Here is a 26,445-nt window from a genome sequence, read left to right on the forward strand (position 1 = left end):
CTGCTTACTGGAAAGGATTGCGAACAATCTTCGGATTATTATTGATAACAGCCTGATCGATAGACGAATAATAGTTACCGAACTGGAACAGACGCGGAGCCCGGAACCGAGGCGCGACCATCTTGATAAAGATGTATTTGCCATCCTGAGCACTGCCGGGACGAACCACGCGGTAGGGGTACAGCGCTGTCAGCATGGCGTCGGGGTTGGCCGTGTTACCGTCCCACACCAGATGCGCAATACGCCAGCGTTTCAGGTCCCACACGCGGTGGTCTTCAAAAGCCAGTTCTACCCGGCGTTCGTTCTGCAAGCGGGCCAGCGTCAGCGACGTCAGGCTGTTGGCAGGAAAACCAGCGCGTTCCCGAATCCGGTTTACGTAGGTCAGTGCGTCGGCAGTCTGTCCTAGTTCAAACGCCGCTTCTGCTGCATTGAGCAGCACTTCGCCCAGCCGGAAACGTACCCACCACATATCGCTGCGAATACCACGGGTGCTCGACAGCGGAGCCGGATCGATGTATTTGCGCAGGTAGAAACCGGAGTTCGATACTTCTGTCTGCGACCGTTGCGGGCCTGAACTACCCGTCAGCAATTTCCCGTCGGTGTAGGTTGCACCCAGCGTATTGCCTTCTACCAGCTGGTAGCTGCTGCCATTCCAGACCGCTACGCCCGCCTGAATCTGTACCTCCAGCCCCTTGAACGTCGTGCCGGGGTAAATAACCGTGCCGTAGAGGCGGGCATCTTTATTGGCAAACGGACCGCTCAGGTTATCGTAGTAGATATAATCCTGGTCATTGGCCGTCCGCGTTTTCAATTCGCCCGACGTACCATCCAGATACTCATAATCCTCAACCAGATTCAACGTTGGCGTGATGTTCGACGACGACAGGTTGTCTTCACGGATGTTGCGGGCAATGTTGTCGTAGCTGAAGCTATGCCGCTTGTCTTTGGTTACCAGGAAGTCTTTCGCCAGAATCACTTCGTTGTTGTTCAGCTTTTTGGTAATCGCCTCGTAGAAATTCTCGCCCAGGTTGGCATTGGCCCGGTAGAGCGAATACGGCCCGGTAATCACTTCCTTGGCTGCTTCCAGCGCCTTGGTGTAATATTCGGTAGCGCGGTTGGCCGGAATACCTACTTCGCCCCCCGCCGTTTGAATCGGTGCACCCAACAGGTTATTGTATTTCGCAATGGAACCCGCGTAGAGCATCGCGCGGCTTTTCAACGCCATCGCCGTGTACCTGTTAGCGCGTGTATTGCTACCTGCATTGCCCAGGTCATTCTTGATCGCGTCGAGTTCGCTGGCCACAAAATCGTACACTTCCGATTCTTTGTTGCGCGGGAATTGCAGCGACGTTGGGTTACCGCTGAAGTCGTAGATGAGCTGTTTGGTGATGATCGGCACGCCGCCCATCCGCTTCACCAGTTCAAAATACATGTAGGCTCGCAAAAACCGGAACTCAGCCGAAAACTGCGCTTTTTGCGCCGTAGTGAGGGATGTGCTCTTCGCTTCAATGCTTTCGAGCGCCAGGTTGATGTCGCGGATCAGGCCATAGTCCCACAGCCGCCAACGCTCAAAGCCGTAGTTGACAATGTTGTTCGGGCCGTCGTTGTTCCCCGACCACATGGCCTCATCATATGCCGCGAACTGATCCCAGCCGTTATCGATCTGCGTATGGGCAGGGAGCCGGTCGTAATAGTTGGCCAGCAGGCTCGTGATCAGCTTGGGATCATTCCAGACCTGGCTTTCGAGAATAATATTGGGTGGCTGACGCTCCAGGAAGTCCTCCTGGCAGGCCGTTGAGCTAAGCGCCAGTAACCCGATTGTCAGTAGTTTATGAAAACGATTCATCGTTGATATCCTTTTGTCGATTAAAAACTGAGGGCGAAACCGGCGTTATACAACCGCTGTGGCGGATACACCAGCGCCCCATTTGACGAGATTTCGGGGTCTACTTCGATGGCTTTCAGGTTGTCGAACGAGATCAGGTTCGTGCCATTTACGTATACCCGCATGGCCGACACGCCCAGTTTACCCAGGAAGGTTTTGGGAATGTTGTAGCCGATTTCGAGGTTCCGCAGGCGCAGATACTGCACGTTGGTCACCCAGAAATCAGAGCGGCGGCTGTAGTTCACGTGGCTTGGGCTGTCTTTCCGAACGGCTGGGTACGTGCCGGCAATCCAGGGGCTATCGGCGTTGAACGGATCAGCGTGGTGCCAGCGGTCTTCGAGGATGTAGGCCGGCGACGTACCGTTGTTCTGGAACGGAATTTTCTGCTCCACCTCGCGCCGGAACGTTTGCAGGCTAGCGCCCACCACGTCGACACGAAGCGTGAAGCCTTTGTAGCCCAGCGTACCGTTGAAGGCGTAGTTGACATAGGGCGTGGCCCCTTCGGCGTACCCGATCGGGCGTTCGTCGAGGCTGGTGATCAGCCCATCGCCGTTCACGTCTTTGTAGATAAAATCGCCCGGCAGTTGGGTGCGGTTACCCTGCCCGTCGTTGTCAACCTTGTAGTCGTCGATCTGCTGTTGCGACTGGAACCGGCCTTCCACCTGATACCCCCAGTTGATGTTCGCCCAACGGTCAACGGCCGAGTTGCGGTATTCGTCCCATGAGTTACCAAAGCGTGGTTTGTAAATATCCAGGCTGCGCAGGCGGGCCAATGTGGCATTGACGCCAACGGTATAGCTCAACTCACCCACTTTGCCGCTATAATTCACGGCACCTTCCAGACCACGAATGACATCGGAGTTCAGGTTGGCGTTTGGCAGCGTGTAGCCCACTTCGCTGGGCAGCAGCACGTCATACTGCGACGCTGGTAGACCCGTCCGTTTCCGCTCAAACACGTCGAACGTACCTGACAGCCGTCCGTTGAACAGACCAAAGTCGATCCCCACGTTCGTTGATACGTTGTTGATCCACGAGAGCGTAGTGATCGGCAGGCCACGCGGCTGAACACCAATCACATACGTGCCGTTGAAGATCGCGCTACCCTGCAGGAAGTTGTAGCCGGGCAGGTAGCTGTAGGGCGCCACGATGAAGTTATCGTTGATCAGGTCACTACCCGTCCGGCCGTAGCTGGCGCGCAGTTTCAATTCGCTGACCACCTTGCCAACACCGCTGTTTTTAAAGAAGTCTTCTTCAGACGCCCGCCAGCCGAGCGACGCACCAGGAAAGAAACCGTACCGACGGCCCGGTGCAAACAGGAACGACCCATCGTACCGACCCAGCGCCTCAACCAGATAGCGCTGCTTGTAGTTGTAGTTGATCCGGCCAATGTAGCCCGCCCGCGCTGTCACGTTCCATTCATCGATCAGCAGATCCTGGTTGGCAAACGACTGGAGCGGAATGTAGTTGTTGGGCGGAACGGTGTGCACCACCAGGTATTTGTTGTCGGTATCGTAGCGTTCGTAGGCCAGTACCGTCGCCAGGCCGTGATCGCCAAACTGCTTGTTGTAGGTCGCCTGCAGTTGCCCGAACCGGTCAACGATGTTCCGCTTGCGGCGTTCGCGCCAGGGGTTCTGGTTACCGCCACCCGGCACCACGTTGTACGTATCCGTTTTGGCATCGTAGGTGTAGGCGTCGTAGGTGTACTCGAACCCGTCGAAATCGAAATTGGTGAAGTTATACGAGTACGTCCCTTTCAGGGCAAGGCCAAAATCGAAATCATACTGAGCCGTGAAGTTGGCCTTGGCCGCCCGCCAGAGTTCGCTGATGGTACCGGTGATTTCCTTTTTGTAGGTGGCCGGATTCACGTTCACGTTGTGCGTCTGGGCAATATAATTCGGGTTATCGTTGGCATAGGGCCGCTCGGTGGGCCACATCGAGAAGATACTCAGGAAGGGGTTGAAGTAATCGTCAAGCCCCGGTACACCCGTCTGAAAGCGATTCTCGATCCGCCCGCTGATCTGCGTACCGATTCGGAGTTTCTTGCTCAGGCCCGCTTCTACGTTCGCCTGGAAGTTGCTCCGCTGGAAGTTGAAATCCTTGATCAACGCATCCTGATTCAGGTGGCTGGCCGATACGTAATACGATACATTGTCGGACCCACCCGATACGCTCCCGTTCAGGTACGTCTGGGGTACGTTGGGCCGCATGACCATGTTGTAATAGTCGAAGCTCTGGTAGCCCTTCTCGGTCCCCACGCGCCATTTTTCCAGCTCGGCGGGCGTGATCGTCGTGGCAATTCCCCGGTTCTGATCCGACTCAGCCAGTCCACGGACGTGCTGATACGCGTTGGCCGGACGAGGGTAGCGGGTGAAGTTCTGCCAGCCCTGGTAACCCGACAGGCTGATGACGGGTTTCTGCCCCGCCTTCCCCTTCTTGGTCGTCACGAGCACAACCCCGTTGGCGGCCCGCAGGCCATAGATAGCGGCCGAACCATCTTTCAGAATCGAGATATTCTCGACGTCGTTGATGCCGAGGTTGTTGAACTGCCCCGCATCGGCCACGATCCCATCGATGACGTACAGCGGCGTACCCATGTTCCGAATCTGGATGCTGGTCGCTCCGCCGGGCCGGGCGTCTGTTTGCCGGGCTGTGATACCGGGCACCCGACCTACCAGCGCGCTCGACGTGGTTACGGCCGGTGTCCGCAGAATATCTTCCGATTTAACGGCCGCCACCGACCCCGTCACCGTTCCCCGCGACTGGGTGCCGTACCCAACCACAACGACCTCATCAAGCGCCTGCTCATCAGCAATCAGTTTTATGTTGAGCCGGGTCTGGCTACCAACCGTGACTTCCTGCGATTTGTACCCTACAAACGACACCACCAGCACCGTGTTTGCGTCAGGTACGTTGATCGAAAACTGACCCTGCGCGTCGGTGGTTGCCCCTTTCGTAGTGCCTTTGATAACCACGTTTACGCCGGGTAAGCCTTCGCCTTTATCGTCGCTAACAACACCCGAAACCGTAATATCCTTTATAGAGCTGAGTGCACCAGCTGGTACCCGTTTGACTGGGTTAGGTAGCGGTCGATCCACGCTGGGTAGCGCGGCAGACACGTCGAGCGCAATAGTAAATGCAATGGGCATCAAGGCAAGCCTGACCACTGCACTCACTCGCTCAGATTGTACTGGTTTTTTCATAATTGAAGAGATTTTTATTAGGATGAAAGGAACAGTTGAGGGAAATAAGGGCACTAGCCGCTTTCATAGATCCTCTATCGGACCTATCAATTTAATTCTACAATTCAAACCTAAAATGCTATTATATTAAAAACTAGTTAATGATAAAATAAAGTCATCATTGGTAAAAAGCTAGCCTATATTTAGAACTATTCGGATGTCTATTAGTCCTTTACCTTTTGATTTGACTGTATTTTGCTAAATCTTACTTGTTTCTTGCGCTACCGTTTTAACGATCTCTTTCATACTATTTTAACCTGCTGTGCCTGCCAAGAATCGCCTGTTATCACCAAAAGGAACGTTTATGGTACGCCCCTAAGGCTGGTCTACAGGCTAAAGCGGTTTTACAAGGCGGCGGTAGGTAGTCGCTCTTAGCGGCTCCAGCGGGTTGCAGTCGCCAGCTAACTCGTCGTAAGATGGTGCGCCTCCGCTCTGGAGGCAGCCAGAGAGGCCGTTTTATACGGCACGTAAGGAAGCCCGGGCTTTGGGGATAAGCAGTTACCGACGCTGCCCTGCTACGCAATTGATGGGGCAGCATAAGCAAGTTTTGTTAGCTCACCAGCGGCTACACGTAGCCATTTGCCTAGGTGTAACCCATACGGAATCAGCCTGCTATAAGCGCGGTTGGGCCACTGGCGGGAAAGACGAAAATCAGCGGGCGGTGAGTTCAGCCAGTTCGGGCAGGAAGGTGTAATACCCGTCGAGGTATTTCTGGTATTTTTCGGTATTCAGGCTGTAGAGCTGCGCCTTTTTGGTCACCGAGTTGGTATCCTTTTCGCCGGTACTGAGCAGCAGGTCGGTGGCCATAATCTTGCGGCTGAAGTTGCGGCGATCGAGTTGCGTATCGTAGATCGCTTCGTAGAGTTTCTGCAACTGCGGCACGGTGAATTTTTGTGGCAGCAATTCAAACCCAATTGGGTGAAGCGCCGCTTTGTAACGCAACCGCTGAAGGGCTACGTTGACCATCTGATCGTGGTCGAAAATGAGGGGCGGCTTACTTTCCAGGCTGATCCACGACGCATTATGCGACTGAATGGCCGTCACATCCTGATCGGCGATGTTGACCAGGGAGTAATAAACGACCGAAATTGTACGCTCAACGGGGTCGCGATGAACGGTGCCGAACGTTTGTAGCTGCTCCAGGTAATTGTTGTGCAGTCCGGTGAGGTTATATAGAATTCGGTCTGCGGCCACTTCCAGGTCCTCACCGTCATTCAGGAAGCCGCCCATTAGCGACCACTTCCCAGATTCGGGCTCAAAGTTCCGCTTGATCAGCAGCAATTTCAGCGTTTCCCCATCGAACCCGAAGATGATACAATCGAGCGCGACAAGGATGCGGGTAGTGTGCTGATAGGCTGCTTTCATTGGGTACGTTTATTTCTCCAACACAGAGGAACGGAGGTGTCACAGAGCACACAGAGTCTTTTTATGTTGCTCACTATATAACTCTGTGTGCTCTGTGACACCTCCGTTCCTCTGTGTTGAAACTAAACTAATTACTTTTAAACGAAATCTTCGCGCATGGGCGTAAACACGTCGACCAGCGTGCCGGCCTCCTGGCATACGGCTCCGTGCAGCACATTGGGCGGAATGTAATACGCATCACCCGCCCTTAATACGCGTTCTTCCTCACCGATCGTGATGGTGAATGCACCGCTTTTCACATAGCTGATCTGGGTATGGTAATGCTGGTGCATGGCCCCAACGCCGCCCTGTTCAAAGTCGACCACGACCATCATCAGGTTGGCATCGTAGGTCAGTATTTTCCGGCGTACGCCCTCGCCAACGGTTTCCCAGGCAATGGCTTCGGCGTCGACAAATTGTTGTTGGAAAGGTGAGCCAATCATTAGAAATAAGTTTGTCCTGTAAATTAAATGGGTAAATGGGTAATTGGTTATACGATCGATCTACACTCAATCAATCAGTTACCCAATTACCCATTTTACACACTCAGGCCATTACCCTATCAATAGCCCGGGTTCTGCGTGTACAAACCGGGCTTGGCGTCTAATTCAGCCTGCGGCACCGGGTAGAGGATGTAGTTCTTCTGGAACGGCTGCATCTGTTTTTGAACGTCTTCCGTAGCGATCCAGGCAGGCATGATGGTCTCGATCAGACCACTGCGCACCAGGTCATGCCAGCGCGATCCTTCACCAATCAGCTCTTTCCGGCGTTCCTGCAACAACTGGGCAAAGGTTACGTTGGTGATGGCGGGCAGACCGGCCCGGGTACGTACCTGATTCACGATGGCATCGACATCGGCCTGCGTACCCCCGCTGCCGCCCCGCAGAATACACTCGGCCTTCAGCATCAGGATATCGGTGTAGCGGTACACAATGAAGTTGATGGGCCAGTCGACGCGGTTGTTGGTCGGCACTCTGGCCAGGTCAACGTATTTCTTGATGAACGGCCGGGTTTCGGCCACGCCATTGAACGTATACCCGCTCTGGATCGAGAAGGCTTTGCGCACATCGGTGGCGGTGTACGAATTCACCAGATCCAAGGCTGCCGGCCGGATGGTCAGCCCGCCCTGCGTGCCTTTTCCGTTGGCCTGGAACCAGGTATCGGGCACCAGCACCCAGGGAAACGTAGCCCCCACAATCGGGGTCAGTCCGTTGGCATACTGAACATCAAAGATCACTTCCGAATTATTCTCGTTTGTGTACGAGAAAATGCTCGTGTACGACGATACTGACGAATACTTCCCACTCGTGATGATGTCGTTCAGGTTCGTCAGCGCCAGTGACCATTCGCTGACGCCTAAACCGGGGCCGTCAATGTCGTAGGTCGGTCCCGACCGGGTCATATACACCAGGGCCAGCGCCGCTTTGGCGGCATAGCGCGTGGCCCGGCCCTTATCAGCGGCGGCATACGTTTCGGGCAGGTTCGTAGCGGCAAACGTCAGGTCAGACAGGATCAGCGCATACACATCTTTCACCGGACTACGCGGAATCTCGATGGCTTCGTTGGCCGTAACGGGGCGGTCAATGATGGGCACCTTACCGAAGAAACGAACCAGATCGAAGTAGAAAAAAGCCCGCAGGAATTTGGCTTCAGCCTCCAGGCGAGTCCGCAAGTTGGCATCTGAAATCACCTTCCCGTTTTTCTGCAACTGATCGAGCAGGGTGTTGGCCCGGAAAATACCGTTAAAATTGGTCGTCCAGGCTTCTGATACGTACGGATTGGCCGCGATACTTTTCTGGAAGCTGTTGATGCCCTCCCAGTCGCGCACGCCGCCATCCGACACGGCGTACAGGTTATCCGAGCGCGTTTCCGACAGGTTCAGCTGCCGGTCGGGATAGCCCCGCAGGTCGCTGTATACCGCGTTACTGGCCTGCAAAAAGTCGTTGGTCTGCGAATAGAACGTCGACGTGGTCGCGGCCGAAATAGGAATTTGGGTTAAATCGTCGGTGCAGGATACCAGCACCAATGAGGTCAGCGCCAGACAGGCGAGTGCTATATTTTTCATGGTCTTAAGGCTGGTTAAAACGTGACATTCAATCCGACAACGATTGAGCGGGGCAGCGGCAATCCGCCATAGTCGCCCGCTTCGGGGTACGAACTGCTACCGCTCAGGTCGGTGTTGGTGGCTTCGGGGTTGAACCCGCCTTTGTACTTATCATAGCCAAAGAAATTTTCGGCCGTTACGTAGAGGCGAGCCCCCTGGAGTTGCGGTGCTTTCACAAACGTTTTCAGGTCATAACCCAGCGTGATGTTCCGAACGCGCACATAATCAGACGAATACAGCCAGTCCGTGTTTTTGATGCGGCCAAAGGTCGAGTACGCTTTGCTGACGATACCCGCTCCCGGATTTTCGGGCGAGAACCAGCGATCGCGATAGGTACCCAGGGCGTTGTCGGTGAATCCCTGCCCGGTACGGCCCAGCGCCCGGCCCAGCAATGAATAGATGGAGCCGCCATTCTGGCCCTGCACCAGCACCGTCAGGTCGAAGCCTTTGTAACGGAAGCTGTTGGTAATACCCCAAACGAAATCGGGGTTGGGGTGGCCAACAATTACCCGGTCATTCGCGTCGATCACGCCGTCACCGTTGGCATCGAAATATTTCGGGTCACCCACCGTTTCGGTGCCGTTCAGGGCTGCCTTGCCGTCGATGTCTGCCTGCGAGAGGATGCCGGTCTGTTTCACCACGTAGATGCTGTAGAGCGGTTCGCCAACCCGCAACAGCGAGTGCGAAATATCGAACGACGATGGAATCAGCAGTTGGTTCTGTCCATTGGCCAGGGCCACCACTTTGTTGGAGTAATGGCTGAAGTTTACCGAGGTGTTCCATTTCAACGCGCCCGTCGTGTTCCGGCTGCTCACTTCCACTTCCCAGCCCTGGTTCCGTACGCTACCCGCATTGCTCAGGTAGGAGCCAAAGCCGGTGGCCGTTGGGATGGGTACGTTCAAAAGCAGTCCTTTATTCAGTTTGTTGTATACGTCGAAGGTCAGCGACAGGCGGTTGTTCAGCAGGGAGGCGTCGAAGCCAAAATCGGTGGTTTCAGACGTTTCCCAGGTTAAGTCGGGGTTGGTTACGCCGCCGGGTGCCTGCCCAATGGCGTTGGTGCCGTTGAACGTGTAGTTGGCCGTTGCTAGTACAGGCAGGGTGCTGTAGTCACCGATGTTGTAATTGCCGGCGGTCCCGAAGCTGGCGCGCAGTTTCAGGTCGTTGATCGGCTTGATGCCTTTCATGAACGACTCTTCCGAAATACGCCAGCCCACCGATGCTGACGGGAACAGGCCCCAGCGGGTGTTCGCCCCAAAGCGGGATGACCCGTCGCGGCGAAGGCTGGCCGAGAACAGGTACTTCTCACCATAATTGTATTGTGCCCGGCCAAAGTACGAGATCAGTACGTTCTGCGCTTCCGTGGTATTCCCAGTTACCCCGTTGGCGGCATTAAGCGTCGTGATGACATTGCTGCTGAACCCACCGTTCGAACTGAGCGCCGACGTTTCTATTTTACCCGAGTTATACGAGTATCCACCCAACAGCGACAGGTTGTGCTTGTCGGCGATGGTGGTGGTATACGAGAGCGTGTTCTCGTTCACAAACGTGCGCTTCCGGTAGGTGCTGAAGCCGCCACTGGTGAGCAACGTGAGCTGCGCCTGCCGCGTAGCCAGGGTGCTGGCAATACTGTACGGGTTGTATGACTTCGACGCGTTGTCGGTGTTATCGAGGTTGACCGTCGTGCGGAACGTCAGGCCGGGCAGAATCTGGTAGTCGGCAAAAATAGAGCCGAGCGTACGGAACCGTTTCGTTTCGCCGATGGCATACTGGAGCTTGCCAATCGGGCTGTTGGTCGAGGTACTCCAGCGGTACTGCCCGTTGTTGCCCACATTGGGATACACGCCCATCGTATCTTCCTGCACCGGCGTCATGCTCACCATCTGGTGCAGGATATTATCTTTCCCTTCCACACCCGGATCGTTATTGACTGAATAGGTTGGGGCCAGATTCAAACCGAGTTTCAGCTTGTTGCTCGCTTTTACTTCCACGTTGGCCCGGGCCGAATAGGCCGTGTAGTTGGTGTTGATCACCATACCCTGCTGGTTCACGTAGTTGCCCGACACGTAATAATTCACCTTGTCGGTACCGCCACTGGCCGAAATCTGATGGTTCTGCACAATGCCTTTCCGGAATGCCTGCTCCTGCCAGTCGATGTAGTTCAAACCCGGATGGCCCGGCATCGCCCAGCGATCATCCGTCATCAGGCCTGTGTTCACCTGACCGGCGGGCAGGCCCAGCAATAACCGGCGTTGTTCATTGGTCTGGGAGGCCGTCCGGCCCGGTGCCGATGCTACCCAGGCCGCATTGATCATCTCGGTGGCACGGGCAACCCACTCATCCGCACTGAGCATATCGAGCTTCCGGGTACGTTCCATAAAGCCGGCGTACGTGTTGATCGAGATGGTGCCGCGTCCCAGCTTCCCGCGTTTGGTCGTGATCAGCACCACACCATTGGCGGCGCGTGAGCCGTAAATAGCCGCCGAGGCCGCATCTTTCAGCACCTGAATCGACTCAATGTCATTCGGGTTGATGTTATCGAGGGGGTTACCCGTCGCGAAGTTACCCGACCCGTTGGGGGCGGCGGTGGCCAGCGGAAATCCGTCGATCACGTAAAGGGGTTCATTGCCAGCCGTGATGGAGCCGCTACCACGTACCTGCACGCTGAATCCTTTGCCCAGCGCACCACTAGTCTGCTTCACCTGCACACCCGCCATCTGGCCAACCAGCGCCTGATCGACGCGCAGGATGGGCCGCTGGTCGATGGTCTTCACATCGAACGACGCAACGGCCCCGGTCACGTCGGCTTTCTTGGCCGTGCCGTAACCGATCACAACCACTTCGTTGAGCGACCGATCGTCGACGTCCAGTTTTACAGAAACGCTTGTCTGATTGGTAACCGTGATCTCTTTTGTTACGTAGCCAATCGACGAGAAAGTCAACACAGCGGGCTTGGCGGTATTGATTCGGACGCTGTATTCACCTTTTGCATCGGTAACAGACCCATTGATCGTTCCTTTCTGAACGACGTTCACGCCCGGTAGCGTTTCGTTATTTTCGGCCGAGGTCACTGTTCCAGTGATCGTTTGGGCCGTAGCCCCTATGCTCATCAGCAAAACGCTGATGAGCAGAAGCAGCTTGGTTAACTGAGTAGCGTTTCGCATGTAAAGAGGTATTTAAGCAACATAGGATTGTATTTATTCAATGAGTTATACAAAAGTGCTTAAACCCCTTCCTATTTCCGTCCTGTACTCTCCTGAGTAGGATAGCTCAGTCTACTGCTATGCAGGGGTTTACCGATATCCCTATTTTATAATAAACGCTGTATTTTACCTCTTCTTCCCGTTCATCGCCAGCATCGCTAACGAATCATCGACATGCCCATACCTCTACCCGCCCGATTTTCGCTCTTTCTAGCTTGTCTAGCCGTTTCCTTTGGTACGTCTGCCCAGGTAAATCCAGGTAAAACAGATGCGCGCCTAACGCAAAAACTGACCAGGGCCCTGAGTGGCTTTCATGGTGAAGTGGGCATCTATGTTCACCACTTAAAAACCGGAAAAACGGTGGCCATTCAGGCAGACACCACCTTCCCGACGGCCAGCACCATCAAAATTCCGATCATGATCGGTCTTTTTGATCAGATCCAGAAAGGCAGCATCAGCTACCAGCAGGAAGTGGTTTACCGCGATTCGCTGCACTACGACGACGGCATTGTGGGGTCGCTGAAAGACGGGGCCAAACTGCCGCTGAGCGAAGTGGTGATGCTGATGGAAACCGTTTCCGACAATACCGGCAGCCTGTGGTGCCAGAAGCTGGCGGGCGGCGGAACGGCCATCAATGCCTGGCTCGATGCCAATGGTTTTCCGCAAACACGGGTAAACTCGCGCACACCGGGCCGCGAACCCTTCAGAACACGCTACGGCTGGGGGCAGACCACGCCCCGCGAACTGGCCAGCCTGCTCACGTACATCCGCGATGGCAAAGCTGTTAGCCCCGCCGCCAGCGACCGTATGTACCGGAATCTGGGCCGTCAGTTCTGGGATGATGATGGTCTCTCGCAACTTCCCGCCACCGTAAAAGTGGCCACCAAAAACGGGGCCGTCAACCAGTCGCGCTCGGAAGTGATGCTGGTACATGCGCCCCACGGCGAGTACGTCTACTGCGTGATGACCAAAAACCAGAAAGACGAAAGCTGGGCCCGCACCAACGAAGGTTCTACGCTGCTTCGGAACGTATCATCTATCATCTGGCAGCACTTCGAGCCCAGATCAGCCTTTAAACCAACAGAAGGCTACGAGAAATGGTGGTAACAGAAACCAGACGTTTCATGTTTCAAGTTTCAGTGTATCAGGTGCGTTGCCAACATGCCTTTCGTGTACGAGCAACGCCCTTGACACTTGAAACATGAAACATGAAACTCCCATCGCCATCATGTGGCACCGGCGCGATCTGCGCCTGCACGACAACGCCGCCCTGTACTACGCCCTGAAAGCCGGTCGGCCCGTATTGCCCCTCTTCATTTTCGATAAGGACATTCTGGATCACCTCGACGATAAGCGCGACCGGCGCGTGGAATTTATCTACAAACAGGTGCTGAAAATGCAGGACGAACTGCAGCGCATGGGCTCCTCCTTATTGATTCGCTACGGACATCCGCTGGATATATTCAGGGAGCTGACCGCCGAATACACCCTCTCGAATGTATTCACCAATTACGACTACGAGACCTACGCCAAAGGCCGCGACGCTGAGATTGACACGTACCTGCAAACGGTCGGCGTGGGTTTTCACAGCTATAAAGACCAGGCTATTTTCGACCGCGACGAGGTGCTAACCGGCACCGGAAAACCCTATACCGTTTTTGGCCCCTACAGCCGCAACTGGCTAAGCAAACTGGCCGATCCATTCTACCTCAAAGCCTACCCTACCGAGAAGTATTTCGACCGGCTTCACCAAACGCTCCCCACGCCCGTTGTTACGCTCGATGATATGGGCTTCGAGCCGCTGGGCGAGAACTATCCGAAGCCAACGGTTTCGGCTGAACTCCTGGCCGCTTACCAGAAAATGCGCGATTATCCGGCCGAGCGGGGCACCAGCGAACTGGGTATCCACCTCAGGTTTGGCACCATCAGTATCCGCGATCTGGCCCGGCAGGCACAGGAAACCAGCCCCACCTTCCTGAGCGAGTTATGCTGGCGCGACTTCTATTTCCAGGTGCTCGACCATTTCCCGCACGTTGAGCACCACGCGTTCCGCCGTGAATACGACAACATCAAGTTCCTGAACCGACCCGAAGACATTGAACGCTGGCAAACCGGCACAACCGGCTATCCGCTGGTTGATGCCGGCATGCGCCAGTTGAACGAAACGGGCTGGATGCATAACCGGGTACGGATGGTCGTGGCCAGCTTCTGCATCAAACACCTGCTCATCGACTGGCGAATTGGCGAAGCGTATTTCGCCCAAAAGCTCCGCGACTTCGACCTCTCGGCCAATAACGGCGGCTGGCAGTGGGCTGCTGGCTCCGGTACCGACGCCGCGCCTTATTTCCGCGTCTTCAACCCCACCGCCCAGGCCGAAAAATTCGACCCGAAAGGCGAATACATCCGCCGCTGGGTGCCCGAATTCAACAGTCTGGATTACCCCGCTCCCATGATCGACCACGCCTTCGCCCGTCAACGCGTAGTGGCCGTGTATAAGGCGGGGCTGGCGAAGAACGACTAAATACTAGGTGGTTCATGTGTAAATAAACACGCATGAATCACCTAGTATTCTTAGTAAACAAAGCACTGTTACTCAAAGTAGAGACGCGTCATGTCAATCTGCTTTTCTTTTTCCTGACGTGGGTTAATCACCTTCAGGTAGTAGACACCACGGGGTAGATCCTGAATATCGAACGCGATTTTATTGCCTTCCTGAAAGCCGCCAGTTTTAACTATTTCACTGACATTGATTGATCGGACAGCTTTCATCGTCTTCTCTGACACTATATCAATTTGATCTGGCAACGCCTGTTGATACTTGGTGTCTGTAAAGGCGACAACGACAGATTCTTTAGCCGGGTTTGGCCCGGCTCGATAACTGTAGGGAATGTAAACGATTTGTGCGCCCGACGAGCTGCCACAAACGTTAGTTGCCACATAGTTGATGGCACTATTCCCCACGGTACCCGATACATAAATCTCGGCGTTACCTCCATTGACCCCGTACAGGCTCACGTTGATATTGCCGGAATTGTTGGTAACACCCAGCGAGTAGGTAGCAGAGGGAGAGTTGAAGGCGCTCACCCCAACGTAGTGGGTACTCCCACCGGCAGCGGGCATGGGACCTCTATTGGGTAAACCATCATAGTATACATTGTCCACATAAGGGATACCAACTCCCACGGTTAGTTGCTTAACAGCCGTTAGGCTACAGGCATTTGAAATATTAACAACCACATTGCCAATCCCGATAGTATTACCATAGTTTACTACTGCTTCTGCCGATGAACTGCTGGCCAACGATAATGGACCGGTGGCCGACCAGGTGGTTGAAATACCAGAAGGCGCATTTTGAAGTGTGTAGCTTCCAGATTGTCCAAAACAACCCTGATTTGCTCCCGAAAGGGAAATATTTTCATACCCGGATGATCTAATAACGGAAAAGGGAATGACAGTACTACTCAATATTCCAGTTGAATTAGGATCAGTTGAGCAGCTGAAGAAACTCTTAAATGTAGCTTGACCGGAAACAGTTCCATTAACAGAAAATGTTACTCGGTACCGTTGGTAAAATTGATTAAATTCTTCAACATCACCCAGATATGTATTAGAAACGTATTGCATACCCGTAGGTAAGACAAAATTGCGACCATCTGCAATAATACTCTGAGCTGGCGTACCGTCGTCACCAGATCTTATAATTTTAACGATAGTTTGCACGTTACCAGCGGTACCGCATGGAATAACAATATTATCCACGCTGTAAGGTTGAGTAATTGGTGTCGCACTAACAGTAAATGTCTGACTAGTACCGTCTGTGATAAGTTTTACTATGAAAGACCCAGTAGTGATGTTGTTGTTCCACTTTATGACTTGGGAAGAACTAGTATTATTCACTGTAGTAGAGTTGTTCGTAGTGAATACCCCACCTACTACTGTCCAATTAAGAGGTTTAGAGGCAAACACTGACGAGGTGATATTATATGACACCGTTGTTCCCGGACAGATAGGTGTATTCGGTGTAAACTGGGCTTCGACCATCATTGATACCATGACCAATAAATAAGTAAGAGCGGGGGTAAAAAAAGTTTTCATCGTTGGAGAGATTTATGTTAAAAATTAATAAATGTTGATAAGCCAATGGATCGCGTGTACCGATCTATACCACCACGGGATATTGACTCTCTACTGAGAGTATTGCTAATTCCTATGTGATACATAATTTTCAGGCCTAAAGCACATTTACGAGCAATTTGCTTGGACCCAGAAATGCCTAAGGAGACTCCAGCGTTCCAAGAAGTATAGGTTGTGGTGTTCTTGCTTCGATAAAGTATATTATCGGGTTGTACCAACGATAAAACGTCGTTATCGATTAATCGACCTCCAAAAATGCCGGTCAACGCTCTAACATCAATATGCTTACCTAGCTTAGATAATTGATAGCCATATAGCATGTGTACATTTCCATAAAATAGACGAAACTTAGTGTGCGAAGACTCCCCAGTGGGTAAGTGTGAATCAAGTATAAAACCGATAGGCTCATACCCCAAGCCCAAACTAATATCTGATCTAATGCTCACCTTTTTGATTAGATAAAGGTCTGCATGAATAAAATGAAGGTATTTATTATCGTAGCCAATTGATGGGTATGAAAAATTAGTACTGGCTGCACCTATAGATGCCTGTAATTGAATCTTTCGACTAAACAGTTTATATGTAGTGGAATCATCAATGGCAATATTACCAGCGTAACAAAATTGAGTAAGTGTGAGCAAGCAAGCAACTAGTACTGCTGTAAACTTGCGAGTTTTCTGATATCTAATTTTACGTTTTTTCATTTGGCTTGAGAGAGGTTAACTAGTTAAAGTTTTATTTCAATTCTTCTAAATCAGGAATGAAAGGTTCGATACAGAGTGTTTGAGATCAATTCATGCATCGGTCGAAAAAATGACGCTTAATGACCACCATTACAACTGACAACTCCATAAATAATGGCATCACAGATAGATAACAGCTATTTATACGTAAGCATATTATCCTTGGGTTTTTGAGTATTACTCAGCTTTAATTATCGGTGATTTATTTTTCTTTAATTCTATCACAAGTAACAAATTAATTTTTGTCATTTACAATGATTTTATTGATTTGTTCGACAATGAAAGTTACTATTCGAGTCAGTGGTTACAAGGGTGTAGATACATACAGTTCTGGAGTGCGTTGATTCTATCTTGAATCAGCGAGGTTTATCGAAAACGAAATCGTTACAATGGTTCGGCCGGCGCTCCGGTAACGTACCCAGCTACATGAAACGCTGCCTGTTGTTCGGGTAGCTGGGTACGTTGATAGCTGTTAACTGATAATTGTTACCTGTTCCGTGCAACGTACCTGACTCTTCCTACGTCTTTACCCCGATTGATGACCTAAACCCGGTTGCTCACGCACCGGCGGCCTAGACCTGTTGGCGACGTACCTAAACCCCGCCCTGATCTCCGACCTGGTTGATCGCTCGAAATCGGGCGACCGACGGGCGCAGTATGAGCTATACAACCGCTACGCTAAAGCGATGTATAACGTCTGTCTGCGGATTGTAGGGCACGACGCCGAAGCCGAAGATGTGTTGCAGGAAGCGTTCCTCGACGCATTCAGCAATCTTGGCAAGTTTCGCGCAGAAAGTACCTTCGGCGCGTGGCTGAAGCAGATTGTGGTGAACCGGGCCATTGGTCATTTGCGTAGTCGGCGGCTGGCCCTGGTCAGCACCGACGAACTGGGCGACGGATTCGACGCTCCCGACACTACGGGCGGGGGAATCGATGAAGAAAGCCTGAACTGGGACGTGGAGCGGGTGCGTCGCGCCATCCAGAAACTGCCCGAAGGATACCGCGTGGTGCTGACGCTGCATCTGTTTGAAGGCTACGACCATGAAGAGATCGGTCAGGTATTATGCATCGGGGAATCAACCTCCCGCTCGCAATACCTCCGGGCCAAACGAAAACTAGTTGAACACTTAACTAAAGAGTGAATGGCGAAAGAGCGGTCCGCCGCGGCGGCGAAAGTGCTGCGCTGCACGAGCACACTGACTTGATTGGGGGCGACTTTCGCCGCCGCGGCGGACCGCTCTTTTACTCGTTCACTCATTAACCTATGTCCCTCGAGAAATTCATCCGCGACAACCGCGACGCTTTTGAGCAGGACGGCCCCTCGGCTGGTTTGTGGGAGCAAATTGCAGACCAGTTACCCGATCAGGCCAACCCCGACAAAACAGCCCGCCCTTTTCAGGCCGTGCATCGGCAACGTACCCGGTATGGAGGTACCCGGTATGGAGGTATCCGGTATGGAAGTACCCGGTATGGAGATACCTGGACCCGCTCCTACTGGACATGGGCGGCCTCTATTGCGCTGCTGCTACTGGCCGGTAGCCTGTGGTGGATCAATGACCGGTACGCGCCAACCAAACAAGCCGATGTGGTGGCCTTTAGCCCTACCTATGCCAAAGAAGTAGCGCAGTATTCCAGCCTGATTGAGACCAAACGGACCGAGTTGCAGCAGCTCACCGAAAGTAATCCCGATCTGTACGGGCAGTTTGCTCAGGATCTCGACCGGCTGGAAGCCAGTTATAAAGGGCTGAAGAAAGAACTACCCAATACCCCCAATCAGGAAGTGCTGATTCAGGCCATGATTCAGAACCTACAGCTCCAGATCGACCTGCTGAATGAACAACTGCGTGTTATACAACGCATTAAACAACAAACGACCAATGAACCTGTTTAATCCATACATCGTCTTTATGGCGGCCTGCCTGCTGGCTGCCCAGGCGTTTGCCCAGTCGCCCGATGAGTACCCGGCCGCTGTGGCCCAGACGACCCCGCTCCCGGCTGTTGGCTTTGCCCCACCGGCTCTGTTTGAGCCGATGGAAACGACCGACGACCGAACAGAACTTACCCGCACCATACTGAAATCGATCATGGTCGATAGCAAAGACGCGCTGTCTATCGACAATCATTTCGGCGACGTCAGCGTGTCGCTTTGGGATCGGAATGAATTCCGTATTCAGATTGTCGTTATTTCTTCGTCACAAAACGCCGACCGGGCCAGTAAAGCGCTGAACGCAGTCAGGATCGATGAGCGGCAGGATGGCGACACATACCATATCAAAACCGTAATTTCCAATGGCTTCGATGGAGGCTGGAAGAAAGGAGACCGGCGTAATTTTTTGCAGGTGCATTACCGCATTTCGATGCCTAAAGCCAATAAACTGGCCATCAAAAACAGTTTCGGCAACACGACCATCCCCGATTTTTGGGCACCACTCACGGTTGAATCAAGTTTTGGAAATGTATATGGGGCCACGCTGAACAACCCGACCAACAAGATCAAGGCCTCGTTTGGTAACGTGTCTTTTCGCGACGTACAGAATGGCAGCGTGGTCATGTCGTTCGGTGACCTCGACATCAACTCCGGTAATGTGCTCTCTATTCAGCAAACGTATGGTAAGCTGAATATCGGCGAAACCAATAAAGTCGATGTACGCACCAGCTACACCGATGCCCTGATCGGTGCCGTGCGGCAGTCGGGGAAATTCAAGATGGACTATGCCAGGCAATTTCGGGTGCAACGAATTGGGGCCGCCGCCGACAAAATCGACGTAGAAGCCAGCTATTCCACCGTAGCTCTGCCCATGCAGTCGACCCCCAACTGCGATTTCGACGTGACAGTCACTCACGGCGGATTCACCTACCCGACACTGCCCAATCTGCAACTGCTCACCCAGCCCCAGCCTGCTACGTCGGCGCGTACGATAACGGGCGTGTCAATAACGGCACCCGCCCGCACAACACGCTCCAGACAGTATGTTGGGAAGGTAGGCAACGGCGACGGACCCAGCATTAAAGTAGTAGCTACTTACGGCGACGTACGTTTTAATAAATAGTTGGTCTTTGCCGATGAACAGATAGGGTTTGGCACCGGGTCAAATTATCTTTGCAGCAGAGAAAAGTAGTTTATCAGGTAGGTTTTGGAATAGCATTCCGGTTTGACGAACCTACCCGATAAACAGCTTTCAAACTGTTTACCAGACCCAATCACGTGGCTTTAATTAAATCGATCTCGGGCATCCGGGGAACCATCGGCGGACCTTCGGGCGAAGGCCTTACCCCCCTCGATGTAGTCAAATTTACAGCGGCTTTCGGCCAGTGGCTCCTGTCACGGCAAGCCACCCCAAAAGGTTCGCATACGGTAGTGATCGGCCGCGATGGTCGCCTGTCGGGGCCAATGGTTTCGCAACTGGTGGCCGCTACGCTGCAAGGGCTGGGTATCGACGTACTGGACCTGGGCCTGTCAACCACGCCAACGGTCGAACTGGCCGTTCCTGGCACCAATGCCATTGGCGGCATCATTCTGACAGCCAGCCACAACCCTATCCAGTGGAATGCCCTGAAGCTGCTCAACGAAACGGGCGAGTTTATCTCTGGTGATGATGGGGCAGCCGTGCTGGCGCTGGCCGATAGCGAAGCCTTCACCTTTGCCGACGTCAAGAAACTCGGCCAGTACAAAATCGATTCGGCAAACGAGACTACCTGGCTGCAAAAACACATTGATGCGATTCTGGCCCTGCCGCTGGTTGACCGCGACGCCATTGCCAAACGTAATTTCCGTGTCGTTGTCGACGCGGTCAATTCAACCGGCGGACTAGCCGTGCCGATGCTGCTCAATGCATTGGGCGTTGAACACATCACCAAACTACATTGTGAGCCAACCGGCCTTTTCGCCCATAACCCGGAGCCCCTTCCCGAAAACCTGACCGATATCATCAACGTGACGAAACGCGATAACCAGGATCTGGGTATTGTGGTTGACCCCGACGTTGACCGGCTGGCGCTCATCTGCGAAGACGGCACCCCTTTCGGCGAAGAATATACGCTGGTGGCCGTAGCCGATTACGTGCTGAAAAACAGCCCGGAAGGAGCGTCGAAAAATACGGTTTCCAACTTGTCGAGCACGGTAGCCCTGCGCGATATAACCCAAAAGCATGGCGGACAGCATGTGGCTTCGGCCGTGGGTGAGGTCAACGTGGTTGAGATGATGAAAGCACAGGGAGCGCTGATTGGTGGCGAAGGCAATGGGGGTATCATTTTCCCGGAGCTGCATTATGGCCGCGACGCACTGGTGGGCATTGCTCTATTTCTGAGCCACTTAGCCAAATTCGGCAAGTCGGCCTCAATGCTTCGCCGGACGTACCCAAACTATTACATCTCCAAGAATAAGATCGAACTCACCCCCGATATCGATGTCGACGCAGTCCTGGAACGCATTCGGGCCAAGTACGCCAAGAACCCGGTCAATACGATCGACGGTGTGAAGATCGAATTCGACAAAGAGTGGGTTCACCTGCGCAAGTCGAATACCGAGCCGATCATCCGCATCTATTCTGAATCAGATACGCTGTCGACGGCCGATTACCTGGCCAACAAGATCATCTCCGATATTCGCGAAGTCATAGCCGATACACACTAACAGGGTAGTTGGCGCCTAAAAAAGGGCTGGAACGTACCTGACGTTCCAGCCCTTTTTTAGGCGGATCATTCTGGTTTCGGTGGTGTGGTGACTAACGTATATAGGTTACCCATGCACCGAAAAACAAGTACAACAGCTACTATTGAGCCCACTAATACCGCCAGCGTTTCCAGATTCAGGATACCGAAAAGCGGATCCTTCGCCACCGCCCGTGTGCTGATGATCAGCACCACCACCACGGCAGCTACATAAAGCAGGCCCAGTGAAAACAAAAGGCCCAAAAAATTGAGGCCAATCCGGATGAGCCATTTTTGAATGTGTTTCGGCATCTTTTAAAAACTATAGAGTCTGTAGAATTAGTTGACCGAACATTCAGCGCTGGTATTGGTTCGTTCAGTACACAATCCAGTACGCAACGAACCAAACTCATGGCCCAGGCATATCCGCAGACAATTCTGCACAACACGCTACAGGCACTTTCTAAAGCCGACGCTCAACCGTCGAGTGGTGCCGATCTGATCAAAGACTGGCAATCGACTCTCAAAAATACCGATGGTACCGAGGAAGTCCGCCAGCAATTGACCGATCTCTACGACGAATTATTAAATCCATCGCCCGATAACCACCGGGTGAAGCACCTCCTCACCACGCTGGCTGGCCAAACCCAATTGCTCGCCCGCGAAGCCGAACCCAGCTTCAGCGACGACCTGACTAGCCTGGCAGACTCGCTGCGTTCGTTTGCAACAGACCTCAATCGCGTTGGCGACGATAGCCAGCTGGCTGAAAATCAAACCGATGCCGGCACGATCTACGACCTCTACAATCCAGGGGACCGGGCGCAGAAGATGTTTATCGACACGCTGGAAACCCTGGCCGGTGGCGCCGTTGCGGCCACACCCGAACAGGGTGCCACCATGGTAGAAGACTGGATCACGGTTGTACGCGCTGATGTAAGCACGCAATGGATTGAAGCACCACTGGCCCAGCTTCGCGATGCGCTGAACACGGATGATATGCGTAGTGCCGAGCGCCTTCTCCGCGAACTGGCCGGTACAGTACAGGAATACGCTAACAGTAACCCCGACGGTCCGTTCGGCAAAGACCTGACCAACCTGGCTACTGCCCTGATCAGCTTCTCAGGACCGCTGTCTTAACGTGAGATACGGATAGCACTATTCATCCGTGATCCACATCTGCGGGTAAGCAACAAGAATGGCTCTGCTGAGGCACCAGATGGGTACTTCGGCAGAGCCATTCTTGTTGCTTAGCGCTTACTTCTCGATTCTCTGGCTAATTTGCCAATCTGAACGTACCTGTCTGCTTCATGAACCCTCGCCTCAACACATTACCGCTGCTGCTCACCGGCTGCCTGCTCATCGGCTGCGTCTTATTGCCGGCCTGTCGAACAACTCCATTTGCCGCTAAACCGACTGATTCGATCCTGACTGGCGCTGATCAGACCAACCAGTACGTGCCTTATCTGATGGGGAAACGGGTCGGTATGGTTGTGAACCAGACATCGATCATTGGCAGCAGGCCCAGCGTCGATAGCCTGTTGAGCCGGGGCGTTAAGGTAGTCCGCATCTTCGGGCCCGAACACGGGTTTCGGGGCAATGCCAGCAATGGCGCGAAGGTATCCGACGAAGTAGACGCTAAAACGGGTGTACCGGTCATTTCACTGTATGGGAAGAATAACAAGCCGACCGCCGCCCAATTGGCCGACATCGACGTGCTGGTCTTCGACATTCAGGATGTTGGCTGCCGTTTTTACACCTACATCAACACGCTGACGCACGTGATGGAGGCCTGCGCGGCCAACAACAAAGAACTGCTGATTCTGGACCGGCCCAATCCCAATGGGTACGTCGTTGACGGCCCTATGCTGGAAGATCACCTGTATTCGGGCATCGGCATGCATCCTATTCCCATCACCCACGGCATGACCATGGCCGAGTTTGCCCAAATGGCCAACGGTGAAGGCTGGCTACCCAATAAAGCAAAATGCAGGCTTAAGATTGTAAAGGTGGCGCACTACGACCACGACAAAGCGTATACGCTGCCTGTGCTGCCCTCGCCAAACCTCAACACCCAGCAATCGATCCTGCTCTATCCGAGTATCTGCTTATTCGAAGGCACGATCGTCAGCCAGGGACGGGGTACGTATATGCCATTCACGGTGCTGGGTGCTCCGGCGCTCAAAGGGAAATATGCGTTCTCATTCAAACCCGTCAGCCTGAAAGGGATGAGCGAAACGCCGCTGCATCAGGATATGGAATGCTACGGCCTGGATCTGCGGAAATACGACACGAGCAAACTCCGCAGGTCGAAGCAGATCAATCTGGGCTGGCTGATGGACATGTATAAGGCTTACCCGGATAAAGAGCGGTTTTTCGACCGCAGCCAGAGCAAACAGATGGGCGATATCAACAAGCTGGCCGGCACCGAAAATCTAAAAAAACAGATCATCGCCGGTGTGTCCGAGTCTGAGATCAGAAAAAGCTGGGAGCCGGGTTTATCGACTTACAAAAAGATGCGGAAGCAGTACCTGCTGTACCCATAACACCAGCCTGAACGTGCAGCCTAACTTACCCGGGCCATTACGGGGTCACTAAAACTATCGGCTCCGGTTTCAACTCTGCCCGCATAACGCTGGTCGAATGACGAATCGCCCACCACCCGGACGCTGACATCGTACCAGCCAAAACTGGCGCCGAGGGCAAAGCGAGTCATCGACGAGCTGGTTTGGGTGCCTGCTGCACCCAGCGTAAGCCGTTTCGTCGGCTGTTTGTAGGCCTGGGGAAGCAGTTCAAGGGTAATGGGTTTCGGAGCCATATTCGTTACCCGGATGACCAGTTCTGTTGATCGGGTACGTGTGTTCACTACGTCATGGCACTCAACCAGTATGGTTGGCCTGGCGGCATTGGCCCGGAATTCCCGAAAAAAACCGTTAGGCCCGTAAACCCGCAGATGATACGCTCCCCCGGCGGGTAAAGTCCACGCATCACTCAATCGATCACCGGGCGCCACCGCATAGTTGCGCACTGAATGATCGGCCATGTCATAAACCATGAATGGCGACCCGGCCGATGCCGCACCAAACCGATCGGTTTGGGCCATAAACGTGATATGAAACTGATGCGTACCCGGATCCAGTCGGCCATCTACCCGTAATTGATACGGTAACGCGCAGGCAGGCCGAAGCCCAGCCTCCTGCTGAGCCATCAGCGCCGACGAGGCGGGTTGCTGATTAATGAGGGCAATTTCATCTGGGTGCAATGCCCGAAAGTTGCTGGGTACGTCCTTGAACTTCGCCTGATGAATTCCCGCAATAAAGGAGGCTTTAGGCACGAAAGATGGTAGGTCGATGGCCTCGCCCCGGTATGGCCGGAACACCGATGTCAGGTCGCCACACACCGTTCGGCGCCAGGTGCTGATGTTGGTTTCGCGGATAGACTTGCCTGATTTCTGGCTTAAAAAGCCCTCCAGAAACTGTAGAATCGACGTATGATCGAACACTTCGGAATTAACGTACCCACCCCGGCTCCAGGGCGACGCGATCACTAACGGCACCCGATAGCCTAACCCGATCGCACTGGCTCTGGCCCCCTCTTCAGGGTCTTTCACCGGCCGGGCCAACTCCTGTTCGAGGCTAACGTGTTCATCCAGCGTATCAATACCCGGAGATGTTTTACCCGTCTCCGGCTGATTGGGGTGTGGGGGAACGAACGGCGGAACATGGTCAAAATACCCGTCATTTTCGTCGTAGGCCAGAATGAAAATTGTCTTTTGCCAGACCGCTGGATTCTGGGTCAGACTATCTATCATTTCCGACATATACCAGGCGCCGTACCAGGGCGCGCCGGGATGGTCCGAGAAGTTTTCGGGCGCTACCACCCACGACACGGTTGGTAACTGACCCGTTTGTACATCCGCCCGGAACTGGTGCAGCACATCCCCTTTCGGAATGACCATCTCCCGTGCGACCTCGCCATCCTGATACGCAAACCGGGTCAGCTCCCGGTAGTGCGGATCTGACGCGTTGGTGGTAAAGGCTTTTTGATGCAGTGCCTTCTGCCGGTCGGTCAGGCTGGCCAGCTTGTCAGGGTGCCACAGCGTATCGTCCTCCTTCAGTGTCTGTAGCAGTTCTTTCTTTTGCTGCACAGTCTTTCGAAGCGATTTGCCTTCGGGGGTGTTGTCTGCCAATGTGGGTAACTGCTGCTCCAGCGAAGCAATTTCACCGGGAAGCGTACCGAGCTGGTCGGCGCGGAAGCGTTGATAACTGGCCGCGAATTTGACGTTGTACTGGGCGAACCACTCCAGTGGATTATCGCTAAAATTGGACAGCCAGGCCTCTGCGTCGCCCGTCAGGCCGCTCGACAGATTGATCTCGTTCTGATAGACCCGCCAGGAGATGCCGTTTTCTTCCAGTCGTTCGGGAAAGGTTGTCCAGCTGGCCAGTCTATCGTAATCCAGCTCTTCATTACGAACGCGGGCCGGGGCGGTGGCCGCTTCGCGAATGGTGCCACTCCACAGATAAGAGCGGTTGGGCGTGGTACCCGTAAGCGAGGAGCAGAAATTCTGATCGCATATGGTGAAGGCATCGGCCAGGGCATAATAAAAAGGAATGTCCTGCCGGTCGTAGTACCCCATCGTGAGGGGCATATGAGCATAAGCTGCCTGGCCGGATTTCTTTACGTCGAGCCACCGATCGAACTTACCCTCGTTGCGTGCGTCGACCTGGTTAGCCCAGGAATGGGGCAGAGAGCTCATCCAGGTAGCCTTGGTACCGTGCAGGTTCAGCCTGAAAGGCGCAAAGGTTTCGCCTGCTTTGTTCGTCTGTAGCCAAACCCGGTTTTTGTTGGGCAGTTCAATGGCACGCGGATCATTGAACCCCCTGACGCCCCGCAGAGCGCCGTAGCAGTGATCGAACGAGCGGTTTTCCTGCATGAGAATGACCACGTGTTCGGCGTCGAGGTAGGTACTGCCCGGCGCTGGAGCTATCGCCAGCGCTTTCTGGATGGATGCTAAAAAACCATCTGGCCAACCAGCGCCACCCGCCAGTAAGGCCGCCTTTTTCAGAAACTCACGTCTAGTATCCATATG

At 53.5% G+C, this 26,445-nt stretch carries 18 protein-coding genes; 8 read left to right on the forward strand and 10 right to left on the reverse strand.

The genetic code is table 11. From position 1 onward, the window contains the following. Window positions 1-4: 4 nt before the first annotated feature. The 6 genes from ACAW75_RS24165 to ACAW75_RS24190 form a co-directional block, all read right to left on the reverse strand. Window positions 5-1,846 carry a RagB/SusD family nutrient uptake outer membrane protein gene (locus ACAW75_RS24165; protein WP_370731354.1) on the reverse strand — a complete coding sequence of 614 codons (1,842 nt, stop codon included), beginning with the start codon at window positions 1,844-1,846 and terminating at the stop codon, window positions 5-7. Window positions 1,847-1,866: 20 nt separating this feature from the next. Next, window positions 1,867-5,085, reverse strand: coding sequence for a SusC/RagA family TonB-linked outer membrane protein (locus tag ACAW75_RS24170; protein ID WP_370731355.1), 3,219 nt, complete (start codon window positions 5,083-5,085; stop codon window positions 1,867-1,869). Window positions 5,086-5,775: 690 nt separating this feature from the next. Then, the gene (locus ACAW75_RS24175) at window positions 5,776-6,489 is read right to left on the reverse strand and encodes an NUDIX hydrolase (RefSeq protein WP_370731356.1); all 714 of its coding nucleotides are present in this window, start codon (window positions 6,487-6,489) and stop codon (window positions 5,776-5,778) included. Window positions 6,490-6,626: 137 nt separating this feature from the next. Next, complete coding sequence (locus tag ACAW75_RS24180) at window positions 6,627-6,971, reverse strand: cupin domain-containing protein (protein ID WP_370731357.1); 345 nt, start codon at window positions 6,969-6,971, stop codon at window positions 6,627-6,629. 119 nt (window positions 6,972-7,090) lie between these two features. Next, window positions 7,091-8,593: a RagB/SusD family nutrient uptake outer membrane protein gene (locus ACAW75_RS24185; protein WP_370731358.1), complete on the reverse strand. Its 1,503-nt coding sequence runs from the start codon at window positions 8,591-8,593 to the stop codon at window positions 7,091-7,093. A gap of 14 nt (window positions 8,594-8,607) precedes the next feature. After that, on the reverse strand, window positions 8,608-11,793 hold the full coding sequence (locus tag ACAW75_RS24190; RefSeq protein WP_370731359.1) for a SusC/RagA family TonB-linked outer membrane protein: 3,186 nt from the start codon (window positions 11,791-11,793) through the stop codon (window positions 8,608-8,610). A gap of 213 nt (window positions 11,794-12,006) precedes the next feature. Here ACAW75_RS24190 and ACAW75_RS24195 point away from each other — a divergent pair, with 213 nt between their 5' ends. Together ACAW75_RS24195 and ACAW75_RS24200 are read left to right on the forward strand one after the other, a co-directional pair. Next, on the forward strand, window positions 12,007-12,939 hold the full coding sequence (locus ACAW75_RS24195) for a serine hydrolase (protein ID WP_370731360.1): 933 nt from the start codon (window positions 12,007-12,009) through the stop codon (window positions 12,937-12,939). 94 nt (window positions 12,940-13,033) lie between these two features. After that, window positions 13,034-14,353 (forward strand): cryptochrome/photolyase family protein, encoded by a 1,320-nt coding sequence (locus ACAW75_RS24200; protein ID WP_370731361.1) that lies wholly within the window; start codon window positions 13,034-13,036, stop codon window positions 14,351-14,353. Window positions 14,354-14,421: 68 nt separating this feature from the next. Here ACAW75_RS24200 and ACAW75_RS24205 read toward each other — a convergent pair whose 3' ends face one another. Beyond that, window positions 14,422-15,927 (reverse strand): T9SS type A sorting domain-containing protein, encoded by a 1,506-nt coding sequence (locus tag ACAW75_RS24205; protein WP_370731362.1) that lies wholly within the window; start codon window positions 15,925-15,927, stop codon window positions 14,422-14,424. 17 nt (window positions 15,928-15,944) lie between these two features. After that, window positions 15,945-16,670, reverse strand: coding sequence for a hypothetical protein (locus ACAW75_RS24210; RefSeq protein ID WP_370731363.1), 726 nt, complete (start codon window positions 16,668-16,670; stop codon window positions 15,945-15,947). A gap of 620 nt (window positions 16,671-17,290) precedes the next feature. On the opposite strand from ACAW75_RS24210, the gene ACAW75_RS24215 reads away from it, so the two are divergent. From ACAW75_RS24215 to glmM, 4 genes are all read left to right on the forward strand, one after another. Further along, a complete protein-coding gene (locus ACAW75_RS24215; protein WP_370731364.1) occupies window positions 17,291-17,851 on the forward strand; it encodes an RNA polymerase sigma factor in 561 nt (186 codons plus the stop codon). Between the two features lie 122 nt (window positions 17,852-17,973). Next, the gene (locus tag ACAW75_RS24220) at window positions 17,974-18,600 is read left to right on the forward strand and encodes a hypothetical protein (protein ID WP_370731365.1); all 627 of its coding nucleotides are present in this window, start codon (window positions 17,974-17,976) and stop codon (window positions 18,598-18,600) included. Beyond that, window positions 18,587-19,759: a DUF4097 family beta strand repeat-containing protein gene (locus ACAW75_RS24225; RefSeq protein WP_370731366.1), complete on the forward strand. Its 1,173-nt coding sequence runs from the start codon at window positions 18,587-18,589 to the stop codon at window positions 19,757-19,759. Before ACAW75_RS24220 ends, ACAW75_RS24225 begins: the two co-directional genes overlap by 14 nt. 155 nt (window positions 19,760-19,914) lie before the next feature. Beyond that, window positions 19,915-21,342 carry a phosphoglucosamine mutase gene (glmM, locus tag ACAW75_RS24230; protein ID WP_370731367.1) on the forward strand — a complete coding sequence of 476 codons (1,428 nt, stop codon included), beginning with the start codon at window positions 19,915-19,917 and terminating at the stop codon, window positions 21,340-21,342. A gap of 65 nt (window positions 21,343-21,407) precedes the next feature. Here glmM and ACAW75_RS24235 read toward each other — a convergent pair whose 3' ends face one another. After that, complete coding sequence (locus ACAW75_RS24235) at window positions 21,408-21,671, reverse strand: hypothetical protein (RefSeq protein WP_370731368.1); 264 nt, start codon at window positions 21,669-21,671, stop codon at window positions 21,408-21,410. Window positions 21,672-21,770: 99 nt separating this feature from the next. Here ACAW75_RS24235 and ACAW75_RS24240 point away from each other — a divergent pair, with 99 nt between their 5' ends. Both ACAW75_RS24240 and ACAW75_RS24245 read left to right on the forward strand, forming a co-directional pair. Continuing rightward, entirely contained in the window at window positions 21,771-22,496 is a 726-nt protein-coding gene (locus tag ACAW75_RS24240) for a hypothetical protein (RefSeq protein ID WP_370731369.1), read from the forward strand. A gap of 170 nt (window positions 22,497-22,666) precedes the next feature. Next, the gene (locus tag ACAW75_RS24245) at window positions 22,667-23,902 is read left to right on the forward strand and encodes an exo-beta-N-acetylmuramidase NamZ family protein (protein WP_370731370.1); all 1,236 of its coding nucleotides are present in this window, start codon (window positions 22,667-22,669) and stop codon (window positions 23,900-23,902) included. A gap of 20 nt (window positions 23,903-23,922) precedes the next feature. Here the strand turns inward: ACAW75_RS24245 and ACAW75_RS24250 are convergent, their stop codons facing one another. Next, on the reverse strand, window positions 23,923-26,442 hold the full coding sequence (locus ACAW75_RS24250) for a phosphocholine-specific phospholipase C (protein WP_370731371.1): 2,520 nt from the start codon (window positions 26,440-26,442) through the stop codon (window positions 23,923-23,925). Window positions 26,443-26,445 lie beyond the last annotated feature (3 nt).

It is taken from the genome of Fibrella arboris (genome assembly GCF_041321095.1).
In the GTDB taxonomy this organism is placed as follows: domain Bacteria; phylum Bacteroidota; class Bacteroidia; order Cytophagales; family Spirosomataceae; genus Fibrella; species Fibrella arboris.